Source organism: Paenibacillus sp. FSL H8-0034 (assembly GCF_038000305.1).
Taxonomy (GTDB): Bacteria; Bacillota; Bacilli; order Paenibacillales; family NBRC-103111; genus Paenibacillus_S.
Genome location: NZ_JBBOBS010000001.1, coordinates 734,954 through 749,017, shown reverse-complemented (window position 1 = coordinate 749,017; position 14,064 = coordinate 734,954). Strand labels below are relative to the sequence as shown.

The 14,064-nt window shown below is 48.7% G+C and carries 10 protein-coding genes, 2 tRNA genes and 4 rRNA genes; all 16 read right to left on the bottom strand.

Annotation, left to right across the window (positions count from 1 at the left end; all coding sequences use genetic code 11):
- Window positions 1-26 precede the first annotated feature (26 nt).
- The 16 genes from rrf (NST47_RS03410) to NST47_RS03335 all read right to left on the bottom strand — a co-directional run bounded on the left by rrf (NST47_RS03410) (window position 27) and on the right by NST47_RS03335 (window position 13,975).
- Window positions 27-143, bottom strand: a 5S ribosomal RNA gene (rrf, locus tag NST47_RS03410).
- A gap of 102 nt (window positions 144-245) precedes the next feature.
- Window positions 246-3,191 (bottom strand): 23S ribosomal RNA (locus NST47_RS03405).
- Window positions 3,192-3,330: 139 nt separating this feature from the next.
- Window positions 3,331-3,406: transfer RNA gene (locus NST47_RS03400), tRNA-Ala, on the bottom strand.
- A 24-nt stretch (window positions 3,407-3,430) separates the two neighbouring features.
- A tRNA-Ile gene (locus NST47_RS03395) sits at window positions 3,431-3,507 on the bottom strand.
- 52 nt (window positions 3,508-3,559) lie between these two features.
- Window positions 3,560-3,676 (bottom strand): 5S ribosomal RNA (gene rrf, locus NST47_RS03390).
- Between the two features lie 121 nt (window positions 3,677-3,797).
- A 16S ribosomal RNA gene (locus tag NST47_RS03385) occupies window positions 3,798-5,340 on the bottom strand.
- The 16S, 23S and 5S rRNA genes sit together here with 2 tRNA genes alongside, the layout of an rRNA operon.
- A 382-nt stretch (window positions 5,341-5,722) precedes the next feature.
- Complete coding sequence (gene lysS / locus NST47_RS03380; RefSeq protein ID WP_341153927.1) at window positions 5,723-7,219, bottom strand: lysine--tRNA ligase; 1,497 nt, start codon at window positions 7,217-7,219, stop codon at window positions 5,723-5,725.
- Between the two features lie 106 nt (window positions 7,220-7,325).
- Entirely contained in the window at window positions 7,326-7,802 is a 477-nt protein-coding gene (gene greA, locus NST47_RS03375) for a transcription elongation factor GreA (protein WP_076237372.1), read from the bottom strand.
- 181 nt (window positions 7,803-7,983) lie between these two features.
- A complete protein-coding gene (gene dusB / locus NST47_RS03370) occupies window positions 7,984-9,000 on the bottom strand; it encodes a tRNA dihydrouridine synthase DusB (RefSeq protein ID WP_341153926.1) in 1,017 nt (338 codons plus the stop codon).
- A gap of 25 nt (window positions 9,001-9,025) precedes the next feature.
- The gene (locus tag NST47_RS03365; protein WP_341153925.1) at window positions 9,026-9,235 is read right to left on the bottom strand and encodes a helix-turn-helix domain-containing protein; all 210 of its coding nucleotides are present in this window, start codon (window positions 9,233-9,235) and stop codon (window positions 9,026-9,028) included.
- Window positions 9,217-9,723, bottom strand: coding sequence for a 2-amino-4-hydroxy-6-hydroxymethyldihydropteridine diphosphokinase (folK, locus tag NST47_RS03360; protein WP_445667440.1), 507 nt, complete (start codon window positions 9,721-9,723; stop codon window positions 9,217-9,219). The genes NST47_RS03365 and folK overlap by 19 nt, the downstream gene beginning before the upstream one ends.
- A 4-nt stretch (window positions 9,724-9,727) precedes the next feature.
- Entirely contained in the window at window positions 9,728-10,090 is a 363-nt protein-coding gene (folB, locus tag NST47_RS03355) for a dihydroneopterin aldolase (protein WP_341153924.1), read from the bottom strand.
- Entirely contained in the window at window positions 10,083-10,943 is an 861-nt protein-coding gene (gene folP, locus NST47_RS03350; RefSeq protein WP_341153923.1) for a dihydropteroate synthase, read from the bottom strand. The genes folB and folP overlap by 8 nt, the downstream gene beginning before the upstream one ends.
- Window positions 10,944-10,955: 12 nt before the next feature.
- On the bottom strand, window positions 10,956-11,834 hold the full coding sequence (gene pabC, locus NST47_RS03345) for an aminodeoxychorismate lyase (RefSeq protein ID WP_341153922.1): 879 nt from the start codon (window positions 11,832-11,834) through the stop codon (window positions 10,956-10,958).
- Entirely contained in the window at window positions 11,831-12,412 is a 582-nt protein-coding gene (pabA, locus tag NST47_RS03340; protein ID WP_341153921.1) for an aminodeoxychorismate/anthranilate synthase component II, read from the bottom strand. Before pabA ends, pabC begins: the two co-directional genes overlap by 4 nt.
- 15 nt (window positions 12,413-12,427) lie before the next feature.
- Entirely contained in the window at window positions 12,428-13,975 is a 1,548-nt protein-coding gene (locus NST47_RS03335) for an anthranilate synthase component I family protein (RefSeq protein ID WP_341153920.1), read from the bottom strand.
- Window positions 13,976-14,064: the final 89 nt, after the last annotated feature.

The following is a 14,064-nucleotide window of genomic DNA, read 5'->3' as shown; positions in this document are numbered from 1 at the left end:
AGTATCCAAAAAGGCTATTTTACTGTGCTTGGCAACGTCCTACTCTCCCAGAACCCTGCGGTTCAAGTACCATTGGCGCTGAAGGGCTTAACGGTCGTGTTCGAGATGGGAACGCGTGGTTCCCCTTCGCCATCATCACCAAACGGGATTTTACATCAAGGTTTGCACCCTGAAAACTAGATCCGAAACTTCACATTACGCTTGAGCAGCGCGCCTCACTCGCTTTCGCTTGCAAGACTCTTTCTTTGGATAAGCCCTCGACCGATTAGTATTCGTCAGCTCCATACCTTGCGGCACTTCCACCCCGAACCTATCTACCTCATCGTCTATAAGGGGTCTTACTAATTTGGGAAATCTCATCTTGAGGGGGGCTTCGCGCTTAGATGCTTTCAGCGCTTATCCCTTCCGTACGTAGCTATCCAGCCGTGCTCCTGGCGGAACAACTGGTACACCAGCGGTACGTCCATCCCGGTCCTCTCGTACTAAGGACAGCTCCTCTCAAATTTCCTGCGCCCACGACAGATAGGGACCGAACTGTCTCACGACGTTCTGAACCCAGCTCGCGTACCGCTTTAATGGGCGAACAGCCCAACCCTTGGGACCTACTTCAGCCCCAGGATGCGATGAGCCGACATCGAGGTGCCAAACCTCCCCGTCGATGTGGACTCTTGGGGGAGATAAGCCTGTTATCCCCAGGGTAGCTTTTATCCGTTGAGCGATGGCCCTTCCATTCGGTACCACCGGATCACTAAGCCCGACTTTCGTCCCTGCTCGACCTGTTTGTCTCGCAGTCAAGCTCCCTTGTGCCTTTACACTCTGCGAATGATTTCCAACCATTCTGAGGGAACCTTAGGGCGCCTCCGTTACATTTTAGGAGGCGACCGCCCCAGTCAAACTGCCCACCTGACACGGTCCCTGCACCGGATTACGGTGCGAGGTTAGAACTCGGATACGATCAGGGTGGTATCCCAACGTCGCCTCCACACAAGCTGGCGCTCATGCTTCAGTGGCTCCCACCTATCCTGTACAGATCGTACCCAAGTTCAATATCAAGCTGCAGTAAAGCTCCATGGGGTCTTTCCGTCTTGTCGCGGGTAACCTGCATCTTCACAGGTAGTAAAATTTCACCGGATCTCTCGTTGAGACAGCGCCCAAGTCGTTACGCCATTCGTGCGGGTCAGAATTTACCTGACAAGGAATTTCGCTACCTTAGGACCGTTATAGTTACGGCCGCCGTTTACTGGGGCTTCGGTTCATAGCTTCACCTTGCGGTTAACCACTCCCCTTAACCTTCCAGCACCGGGCAGGCGTCAGCCCGTATACTTCGCCTTACGGCTTCGCACAGACCTGTGTTTTTGCTAAACAGTCGCTTGGGCCTTTTCACTGCGGCCCCCTCGGGCTATTCACCCTACCGAGGCACCCCTTCTCCCGAAGTTACGGGGTCATTTTGCCGAGTTCCTTAACGAGAGTTCTTCCGCGCGCCTTAGCATACTCTGCTCGCCCACCTGTGTCGGTTTGCGGTACGGGCACCTTCTCCCTGGCTAGAGGCTTTTCTTGGCAGCTTGAACTCATGACCTTCGCTACTGTAATTTTCGCTCCCCATCACAGCTCAGCCTTAATAGTGTGCGGATTTGCCTACACACCAGCCTCGCTGCTTGGACGGACATCCATCAGTCCGCGTCACTATCCTTCTGCGTCACCCCATTGCTCATAACGGTTCACGGTGGTACTGGAATTTCAACCAGTTGTCCATCCACTACGCCTTTCGGCCTCGCGTTAGGTCCCGACTTACCCTGAGAGGACGAGCCTTCCTCAGGAACCCTTAGGCTTTCGGCGGACAAGATTCTCACTTGTCTTTTCGTTACTTATACCGGCATTCTCACTTGTGTAGTGTCCAGCGCTCCTTACGGTACACCTTCAACCTCTACACAACGCTCCCCTACCCAAGAACAATTACTTGTTCGAGCCATAGCTTCGGTGGCAGGTTTAGCCCCGTTACATTTTCGGCGCAGAGTCACTCGACCAGTGAGCTATTACGCACTCTTTCAATGGTGGCTGCTTCTAAGCCAACATCCTGGTTGTCTGGGCAACTCCACATCCTTTCCCACTTAACCTGCACTTGGGGACCTTAGCTGATGGTCTGGGCTGTTTCCCTCTTGACCATGGATCTTAGCACTCACGGTCTGACTCCCGGATAGAAGTCTGTGGCATTCGGAGTTTGACTGGACTTGGTAACCCTTGGCGGGCCCCGCACCCAATCAGTGCTCTACCTCCACGACTCTCAACTCCGAGGCTAGCCCTAAAGCTATTTCGGGGAGAACCAGCTATCTCCGAGTTCGATTGGAATTTCTCCGCTACCCCCACCTCATCCCCGCATTTTTCAACATGCGTGGGTTCGGGCCTCCAGTGCGTGTTACCGCACCTTCACCCTGGGCAGGGGTAGATCACACGGTTTCGGGTCTACGTCCACGTACTACGATTTTCCAAAGGAAATATCGATGCGCCCTATTCAGACTCGCTTTCGCTGCGGCTCCGGCTCTTCACCTTAACCTTGCACGGGAACGTAACTCGCCGGTTCATTCTACAAAAGGCACGCCATCACCCATAAACGGGCTCTGACTTTTTGTAAGCACACGGTTTCAGGTTCTATTTCACTCCGCTCCCGCGGTTCTTTTCACCTTTCCCTCACGGTACTGCTTCACTATCGGTCACTAGGGAGTATTTAGCCTTGGCAGATGGTCCTGCCGGATTCCCACGAGGTTTCACGTGTCTCGCGGTACTCGGGATCCGTCTACAGGTGTCGCAGATTTTCGGTTACGGGATTGTTACCCTCTGTGATGAGCCTTTCCAGACTGCTTCACCTATTCTGCTAACCCGATGTTGACGTCCCACAACCCCTAAGAGCAAGCTCTTAGGTTTGGGCTGTTCCGCGTTCGCTCGCCGCTACTGACGGAATCACTTTTGTTTTCTTCTCCTGAGGGTACTTAGATGTTTCAGTTCCCCTCGTATGCCTCCTATGTAGCTATGTATTCACTACATGGTACATGAGCATTACCTCATGCGGGTTCCCCCATTCGGACATCCCCGGATCAAAGCCTGCTTACGGCTCCCCGAGGCATTTCGTCGTTCGCCACGTCCTTCTTCGGCTCCTAGTGCCTAGGCATCCTCCGTGTGCTCTTATTAGCTTAACCAATTCCGCTAATAAGTTCGATTCCGAAGAATCGATCTATGTGGATGTTACTCAACCGAAGTTAAGTAACGCTGCTCTAAACATTTGTTTCGTTTCGGTATCTAGTTTTCAAGGAACAAGCTATTCGGTAAATATAAAATTGGTGGAGCCAAGCGGGATCGAACCGCTGACCTCCTGCTTGCAAGGCAGGCGCTCTCCCAGCTGAGCTATGGCCCCATAAGGGATTCAAAAATATTCATTTGGTGGGCCCTAGTGGACTCGAACCACCGACCTCACCCTTATCAGGGGTGCGCTCTAACCAGCTGAGCTAAGGGCCCTCAGTCGTTCTTTTCTTGCGTATATAGGTGTTCATAACCTCTAAAGAGGCTCGCTTGGCAACGTCCTACTCTCCCAGAACCCTGCGGTTCAAGTACCATTGGCGCTGAAGGGCTTAACGGTCGTGTTCGAGATGGGAACGCGTGGTTCCCCTTCGCCATCATCACCAAACGAAGCTTGCGGTATGACTTGAGAGTTATCCTCTCAAAACTGATCAACGAGTGAGCGTTGTTGTTGCCATTGGCAACTTATACTGCTGATACGCTTCTGTGCAGAAGCAATATCTCCATAGAAAGGAGGTGATCCAGCCGCACCTTCCGATACGGCTACCTTGTTACGACTTCACCCCAATCATCTACCCCACCTTCGGCGGCTGGCTCCCTTGCGGGTTACCCCACCGACTTCGGGTGTTGTAAACTCTCGTGGTGTGACGGGCGGTGTGTACAAGACCCGGGAACGTATTCACCGCGGCATGCTGATCCGCGATTACTAGCAATTCCGACTTCATGCAGGCGAGTTGCAGCCTGCAATCCGAACTGAGACCGGCTTCTAAAGATTCGCTCCACCTCGCGGTTTCGCTTCCCGTTGTACCGGCCATTGTAGTACGTGTGTAGCCCAGGTCATAAGGGGCATGATGATTTGACGTCATCCCCGCCTTCCTCCGGTTTGTCACCGGCAGTCGATCTAGAGTGCCCAACTCAATGCTGGCAACTAAATCCAAGGGTTGCGCTCGTTGCGGGACTTAACCCAACATCTCACGACACGAGCTGACGACAACCATGCACCACCTGTCTCCAATGCTCCGAAGAGGGCACCTATCTCTAGGTGTTACATCGGGATGTCAAGACCTGGTAAGGTTCTTCGCGTTGCTTCGAATTAAACCACATACTCCACTGCTTGTGCGGGTCCCCGTCAATTCCTTTGAGTTTCACTCTTGCGAGCGTACTCCCCAGGCGGAGTGCTTACTGTGTTAACTTCGGCACCGCGGGTATTGAAACCCCCGACACCTAGCACTCATCGTTTACGGCGTGGACTACCAGGGTATCTAATCCTGTTTGCTCCCCACGCTTTCGCGCCTCAGCGTCAGTTACGGTCCAGAAAGTCGCCTTCGCCACTGGTGTTCCTCCACATCTCTACGCATTTCACCGCTACACGTGGAATTCCACTTTCCTCTCCCGCACTCCAGTCACCCAGTTTTCGATGCGACCCGGGGTTGAGCCCCGGAATTAAACACCAAACTTAAATGACCGCCTGCGCGCGCTTTACGCCCAATAATTCCGGACAACGCTTGCCCCCTACGTATTACCGCGGCTGCTGGCACGTAGTTAGCCGGGGCTTTCTTCTCAGGTACCGTCAATCCAGGAGCAGTTACTCTCCTAGCCTTTCTTCCCTGGCAACAGAGCTTTACGATCCGAAAACCTTCATCACTCACGCGGCGTTGCTCCGTCAGACTTGCGTCCATTGCGGAAGATTCCCTACTGCTGCCTCCCGTAGGAGTCTGGGCCGTGTCTCAGTCCCAGTGTGGCCGTTCACCCTCTCAGGTCGGCTACGCATCGTCGCCTTGGTGAGCCGTTACCTCACCAACTAGCTAATGCGCCGCAGGCCCATCTACAGGTCACAGATTGCTCCGTGTTTCTTGATTCAGACATGCGTCTCAATCACCTATCCGGTCTTAGCTACCGTTTCCGGTAGTTATCCCGATCCTGTAGGCAGGTTGCCTACGTGTTACTCACCCGTCCGCCGCTAACTGTTCCCGAAGGAACAATCCGCTCGACTTGCATGTATTAGGCACGCCGCCAGCGTTCGTCCTGAGCCAGGATCAAACTCTCCATTAAGGTAGAACTTTGATTTGCACTCATTCACTGCTGACGAGAATTTGCATTCTCTTATACTGCTATTTACTCACTCGTTGATTCAGTTTTCAAAGGACAATTCTTTTCGATCATTTTCGACATTCCGTCAAAAGCGACCTGATTAATATAGCACATTGGCCAGCTTCATTGCAAGTACTTTTTTTATCATTATATGTTTCTCACCATGACCAGAAAAGCTTGCCCTCGAAGCGACAAAAAGTAATATAACAAATCGACAAGAAAATTGCAACAACTATTTTTCAGCTTGTTTTTCAGCTATCTCAGTATGCCCAACTAACCAAAAAAAATGTAAAACGCACCTCCCAAAAGGAGATGCGTCTTACTCATTTTATATCAAAGGAACTTATTCGCCTTGGCGTTCGCGCATCGAAGGAAATAATAAGACATCCCTAATCGATGGGGAATCTGTGAGCAGCATAACAAGTCGATCAATTCCGATGCCGAGTCCGCCTGTAGGTGGCATTCCATACTCCAGTGCACGTAGGAAGTCCTCATCCATCTCATGTGCCTCATCATTGCCTTGCTCACGCTCAATCAATTGCGATTCAAAACGCTCACGTTGATCTATAGGATCATTTAATTCAGTGAATGCATTCGCATGCTCACGGGCCACAATAAACAGCTCAAAACGATCAGTAAACCGCGGGTCCAGAGCATTCTTTTTGGCTAAAGGAGAAATCGCCACAGGATGGCCATACACAAAAGTAGGCTGAATCAAAGTTTCTTCTACAAATGCTTCAAAGAATTGATTCACAATATGACCAAAGGTCATTGTCGGTTCAGCATGAACCTTATGTTCCTTAGCCAATTGGTGTGCTTCCTCATCGGTCATATGCTTGCTAAAGTCAACGCCAACAACCTCTTTAATCGCATCAACCATCGAAACGCGTCTCCATTCCGGAGTCAGGTCAATTTCCTGTCCTTGATACTGGATCTTGGTTGAACCCAGCACTTCCTGAGCAATATGTGCAATCAAAGTCTCAGTCAGCTTCATGATATCCAAATAATCCGCATACGCTTCATAAAGCTCAATCATCGTAAACTCTGGATTATGGCGAGTCGATGTTCCTTCATTACGGTATACACGTCCAATCTCGTACACCTTTTCCATACCGCCAACAATCAAACGCTTCAGATGAAGCTCGATAGCGATACGCAAATGGAGCTGCATGTCCAACGCATTATGATGCGTATTAAAAGGGCGCGCAGCCGCACCACCTGCTATCGAGTGCAGGGTCGGCGTTTCCACCTCCAAATATCCGTGGGAATCCAAATATCTGCGCATGGACTGAATTATTTTCGAACGCTGAATAAAGGTAGCCTGAACTTCCTGATTCATAATCAAATCCACATAACGCTGACGGTAACGAAGCTCCACATCCTTTAAGCCATGGAACTTGTCCGGAAGTGGCAATAACGATTTGGAAAGCACGACGACATTGTTCACTTTGACGGAGAGCTCACCTGTTTTGGTTTTAAATACAGCCCCTTGAACGCCGATGATATCTCCGATATCGAGTAAATTAAAGGCCTGGTACTGTACAGCGTCCAGTGCATCCTGACGTACATACAATTGAATTTTACCGGAAATATCCTGAATATGGGCAAAACCTGCTTTACCCATGCCGCGTTTTTGCATAATACGTCCTGCTAGACTAACTTCTATGGATTGTGCATCCAATTCTTCATGGGTTAATTGATCATAAGCTTGCAGTAATTCGCCTGCGTGATGGGTAACCTCATACTTTTGACCAAATGGGTCAACGCCCAGGCCCCGCAGTTCATCCAGCTTGTTACGCCGTATTTGCAGTAATTCATTAAACTCTTGTTCTTCTGACATCGTGCTCCCAGCCCCTTATCCATCATTCTTCTTACATTAAAAAAGCTTCCAGAGGAAGCTTTTTACTTGTATAAAACCGTATCGATTTCAACTTGCTTTCCACATCTTACTTCTTAATATCAATGATTTCGTACTGAATCGTGCCTGCGGGAACATTAATATCCACTTTAGTTCCTTTCGGTTTGCCGAGAATAGCCTTACCTACAGGACTTTCATTGGAAATTTTATTATTGAATGGATCAGCCTCTGCTGTACCCACAATATTATACTCAACGGTTTCGCCAAATTCCAAATCCTTCAGTGTTACAATGGCTCCAACACTGACCGTATCTGTGTTCACATCAGCATTATTAATAATACGTGCGTTACGCAGCATTTTTTCTAAAGTAATGACTCTGCCTTCAATAAAAGCCTGTTCATTCTTGGCATCCTCATACTCAGAGTTCTCACTGATATCACCGTATCCAATTGCCACTTTGATCCGTTCCGCCACTTCACGGCGTTTGACCGATTTCAAGTGCTCCAGTTCGTCTTCTAGCTTTTTTAAACCTTCCTGCGTGAGGATGACTTCTTTCTCGGCCACGGTAACGATCCCCTTTCATGTGAAAAATTCCCGTATTATGAGCGTATTCATGGAGTATGAATTCACTGTTAATCATATGTTGACCATCTTATTCTTAATGACTAATATCTCATGAGGATGACTATTGACTGATTATATTGCAAGCCTATACAAATGTCAATCTAAGCCAAACCTACAACTTTTAGACCAATTGTCGCATAATCGGCATTCCATCCTGGGAATCGGTATTGTCCAATGAAGCAACAAATTCCTCCAGCACGCCAGCCATGATATCTCGCTTGGTCGTCTCCATAACGATGTCCTTCACCCGTGCTCCACCCGGTAAACCTTTCAGATACCAGGCCAGATGCTTACGCATTTCCTTAACGGCAACATGCTCACCTTTGAGTGCTACCAATCGATCCATATGCAAAATTGCAATGCGAATTTTTTCCTGACCGGTTGGCTCTGGAGGCAGCTCTCCCTTGGTCAAGTATTGAATGGTCCGGTATAGCATCCACGGATTACCGAGCGCAGCACGCCCGATCATAACACCATCGACACCAGTCTCATCCAGCATTCGCTTGGCATCCTCAGGTGTTGTCACATCGCCATTCCCAATGACAGGAATCGACACGGACTGCTTAACTTCTCGAATGATATCCCAATTGGCGTGTCCCGTATACATTTGTACACGTGTCCGGCCATGGACAGATACAGCAGAACCACCACCATTTTCGACAGCCTTAGCATTTTGCACCGCATATATATGCTCATCATCCCAACCGATCCGCATCTTCACGGTAACCGGCTTGCTTACGGCCTTCACGACGGTTGTGATCATCTCTTCAATTCGGGATGGATCAAGCAGCCAACGGGCTCCAGCCTCACATTTTGTTATCTTGGGAACGGGACAGCCCATGTTGATGTCAATAATATCGGCATTCGTATGACGATCCACGTGCTTTGCCGCTTCCACCAGCGTTTCTGTATCTCCACCAAAAATTTGCAGACTGAGCGGCTTTTCCCGATCATCTACAAACAGCATATCCATCGTACGATGATTACCATGAATAATGGCTTTGTCACTTACCATTTCGGCACATACCAACCCGCAGCCGAATTCCTTGGCGATCAGCCGAAAAGCCGGATTGCAGACCCCTGCCATCGGTGCTAATACGACTTGGTTGGGTGCGACGACATTTCCTATTTTTAACATTAGAGTACCTCCTTTCAATTCTTGATTATTTTGCAGTTGGAAAAAGCTCTTCCGGGTCAATCCCGAGTACTTCGGATATTTTACTAATAATCTGTGCGTCTGGGCTTCGTGTTCCTCGTTCAATAGCTCCCAGAACAGCAATCGATACATCCAATTGATCAGCCAGTTCCGTCTGTGTAAAGCCCTTCAGCTTACGAAACGCGCGAATGCGCTGTGCTATGGCATAGGCTTCCATACTCTGACACCCTCCTTCCCATCCACCTGATCCAACTGCCCAGCCCACTCACCAGCTAGCCTGGAGTGTCTCTGCTGCATAACCTCGACCAGGGGTACCAATACAAACGCCCGCTCTGTCATTCTCGGGTGCGGCAATATGAGCTGCGGATCTTCCTGTCGAAGATCCTCATACAGCAATAAATCCAAATCGATCGTTCGTGGTCCGAAACGAATCTCTCTTATACGACCAAGCTTATTTTCTATACTTAGCATAACAGCAAATAGCTCCTGTGCCGATAGCCGAGTTTCTACCTCAATTACCATATTCAAAAAAGCATCCTGATCCACATAACCAACAGGCTCGGTTTCATATATGTGTGAACGTCCGGAGACGTAAATATGTTCGTGATTATTGAGGCATTGAATGGCATCCTGCAGATACCGTTCCCGATCACCCATATTAGAGCCAAGTGCAAGGTATGCACAACATGGCAGCTGAGAGCCCATAAAGTTATACCCGCTTTCTGTGAATTTCAACCTTGACACCATCAAAAAACATTTTCACTGGCGGATGCGGCTTCAGTACGCGTACAGTCACTTCAAAGATACTCGCATACGTTTGCAGCAGTACAGCCGCAATTTCCTCTGCCAGCGCTTCAATGAGCTTAAATACTTGTCCTTCCACGATATTGCGAATGACCTCATAAGCTTCAGCGTAATTCACAGTATCCTCAACACGGTCACTTCGACCGGCCTTATCCAGCGGCAGCATCAGCTCGACATCCACCTGATAGCGTTGACCGAGCTTATTCTCTTCAGGAAACACACCGTGATAGCCAAAAAATTGCAAACCCGTCATGATGATTTTATCCAATGCTTGTTCCTCCCTTATGATTTAGCATCGTATCCATCATCAATGCGACTCGTTTCATTGCCAATACATCATGGACTCTAATGATCGAGCAGCCCTGTTGAATCCCCATGCAGGTTGTGGCCGCGGTTCCTTCTTGTACTTCATTGGCAGGAAGGCCCAGCGTTCGCGTAATCATGCTTTTTCTTGAAGTCCCTAATAAAACAGGATAACCAATAGCGACAATTCGATGCAGTTCATTCATCAGCTGTAAGTTCTGCTCGTACGATTTGGCAAAGCCAATGCCCGGATCGAGTATGATCTGTGAGTCCCGAATTCCCGCAGCATGCGCCAAGCGAATACTTTGCAGCAAATCGTCTATAACCTCAGGAATGTAATCATCATACAGAGCTTCATTCCGATTATGCATAATAACTATAGGGCATCCATATTGTGCCGCTAATTGAGCCATTTCCGGTTCTCTTTTCAAGCCCCAAATATCATTCAATACCTGCGCACCCGCTGCGAGGGCCTGTCGAGCAACCTCTGCTTTGTAGGTGTCTACGGATAAAGGAACCGTGATTCCAGCCTCTATCAGAGCCTCTACAACAGGGATAACTCGCTGCAGCTCTTGCTCAAGGGGTACTATAGCTGAACCCGGACGGGTTGATTCTCCACCAATATCAATCATATCAGCACCTGCAGCAACCATCCGCTTTGCCTGATCTACCGCTGCTTGCACGCCAACGTACAAGCCTCCATCGCTGAACGAATCCGGGGTTACATTTAAAATCCCCATAATCGCCGTTCGATTGCGCAAATCCAGTATGATCCCGCGGCAATCGACCTCAATATCTCGTTTATGTGAGTGTTCCATCTTATTCATCCTTTATATTACCGCTATTGTGCGCTGCCTATATAGCTGCAGCAGACGCCCAGTCATATCGCCAATCTTTCCGTTACTCACCATTGTTTGCTGTCCTGTAGGATCAAACAGCTTTGTAATCGGTACAATCTCCTGAATAGAATTCGTAATGAATACTTCATCCGCTTCACGCATAGTGTTCCAATCATACAAGCCTTCCTCAACGGATACCCCAGCCGCTTCAGCCAGACTGATTACAAAAGCACGCGTAATTCCCGGTAATATGCCGGTTGCCAAGGATGGCGTGTACAAACGTTCGTGCTTCACGAAAAATACGTTGCTAACTATCCCTTCCGCTATATGCCCTTGTCCATCCGCAAGAAGACCCTCAGATCCGTCAGCCCAAGGATACTGCTGAAGCTCACGCTTGGCCAAGATGTTGTTCATATAATGCAAGGACTTGAGGCGTACAGGACCTTCCGGCGTGTTTCTGGGCAGCTGCAGCTGCTGCAGTGATTTCCCGTAATGGTCCTGCTGTTCATTATATGGAGGAAGCGGCTTGATGTACACAATGACAGAAGGCTCTGCGTAAGAGCCCGTGGGTAAACCCAATGCTTCCTGTCCGGCTGTTACCGTAAATCTTATATAAGCATCCTTCAACCCATTAGCTTCCAGCAGACTATGAACAATTTGCTCCCATCGCCCTGCTTCGGTTTGATAAGCAATCCCCAATTGTTCACAGCCAGCCTGCAGGCGTGTCCGATGCTTTTCCAGCAAAAAGGGCTGACCCTCATAAGTGCGGAATGTTTCAAACAATCCGATGCCGTATAAAAAACCATGGTCGTAGACTGATACCATGGCCTCTTGTTCGTTCGTCACACGACCGTTGATATAGATCTTCACGCTTGCTTAACTCCTGTTTCCTGCAAAAAGTTTTTCAATATTTGCAATCCGTGATCTGTGATAATGGATTCAGGATGAAACTGCACACCCTCGATTGGATACTCCTTATGCCGTAATCCCATAATTTCACCTTCGGCTGTTTCCGCACTAATTTCCAGGCAATCCGGCAGCGTTTCTCTTTTTACGATCAGGGAATGGTAACGGGTAGCCGTAAAGGGCGAAGGCAGGCCTTTAAACAAGGTTTTACCGTCATGAATAATCGGAGAGGTTTTGCCATGCATCAACCGCTCAGCACGAATAACATCGCCTCCGAATACTTGTCCAATCGACTGGTGCCCCAGACACACGCCCAAAATTGGAATTTTACCTTTAAAACGCTCAATTAAGGCCAGACTAATACCTGCTTCGTTCGGCGTACAAGGGCCTGGAGAAATCAAAATATGATCCGGCTTCAATGCCTCGATACCATCCAGATCAATCTCATCATTACGGCGCACCTCGACCTGCTCGCCAAGCTCACCCAAATATTGCACCAAATTATACGTAAACGAATCGTAGTTATCAATTACTAGAATCATCGTAATCCCTCACCTTCACACCGGATTTTGAACGTTTACTTCACTGTATTGTATTGCTTTCCACAACGCCTTCGCTTTGTTGATTGATTCCATATATTCTTTCTCTGGGATCGAATCAATGACAATGCCTGCACCAGCTTGCACATAGCCTATACCATCCACAACAACCAGGGTACGGATCACAATGTTGAATTCCATATTTCCATTATAGTCAATCCATCCGATCGAACCCGTGTAAGGTCCGCGGCGGACAGGCTCCAATTCTTCAATAATTTGCATGGTGCGAATTTTGGGAGCGCCCGTAATCGTTCCCCCGGGAAATTTGGCAGCAATAACCTCATAGGCCCCATTGCCTTCCGCTAGTTGCCCTTCAACCTGAGATACAATGTGCATCACATGAGAGTAATATTCAATGACCATAAAATCCTTGACCTTCACCGTTCCATAGGTTGAAATGCGACCCAGATCATTGCGTTCCAGATCAACCAGCATAATATGCTCAGCCCGCTCTTTTTCATGATGAATCAGCTCGTCTGCCAGCTTACGATCCTCCTCGGCGTTTTTGCCGCGCGGTCTTGTGCCTGCAATCGGACGTGCTCTGACCACACCACTATCCAACTGCACCAGAAGCTCCGGCGAGCCAGACACGAGCTGAAAATCGTCAAATCGCATCATAGCCATATAAGGTGACGGATTGATAATACGCAGCCATTCATAGATCTCCTCAGGACTTTGAGTGAGCTGCTTATGTTGACGGACGGACAAATTAACTTGAAACACATCCCCAGCACTGATGTAATCCTTGATTGCATTGACGGCATGGATATAAGCTTCCCGTGGGAAATCTGCCTTAATGCCTTCAATAGACTCGACATCAATACGAAGCTGATCGTTGTCCATTTGCTTCAGCATCATGTCTCTTTTGCGCAGTGTATCGTCCTCTTTATTAATTGCAGCTATCCGGTCCCATCTTTCTTTCATCCGATACACATCTGCTGCCGCCTTGCTGTAAAGCTGTTCCAGCTCATCAAGTCCGTACGCTGTTGGGTTCCACTTATGAGAAGATGAGCAATACAGCTCCCGCTTCTCGTGGTCGATGATCCATACTTGATCAAAACGGACAAAAGCATAGTCAGGAATGTCCAAATCGTCCACAGACGTCTCAGGAAGCTTCTCAAGTGAACGGACCACATCATATCCCCAAAAACCAACGCAGCCTCCCAGAAACTTCGGTGCCGCGTCGACGACAGGGGAGTGGAATGGCTTCATCCATTGATGAACCAGCTCCAGTGGAGACCCATGCAGTTCAACGGCAGACCCATCTGTATCTTTAATGATCGCTTGATCATGTTTCCCCCGAATTTCCGAAATCGGCTGAAGACCAAGAAACGTGTAGCGTCCGCCTTTTCCGCTCTCCAATACAAAAGAACCCGGATTTGCTTCCTTCCAAGCATACTCCCATGAAAGTATACGGTCATTCTCCAAAGGAAACGATTGTACATAAGGAAGCATCGTGTAATGCCCAGCCCATTCGTTCCATTGCTTATAGGTTGTTACAAACACCTGCTTCCCCCCTTTTATCTACACAGTCATATAAGTTAGGATTTAGTATACTGTATATTCCCAACGAAAAAAAGCCCCTCAAGGAACTG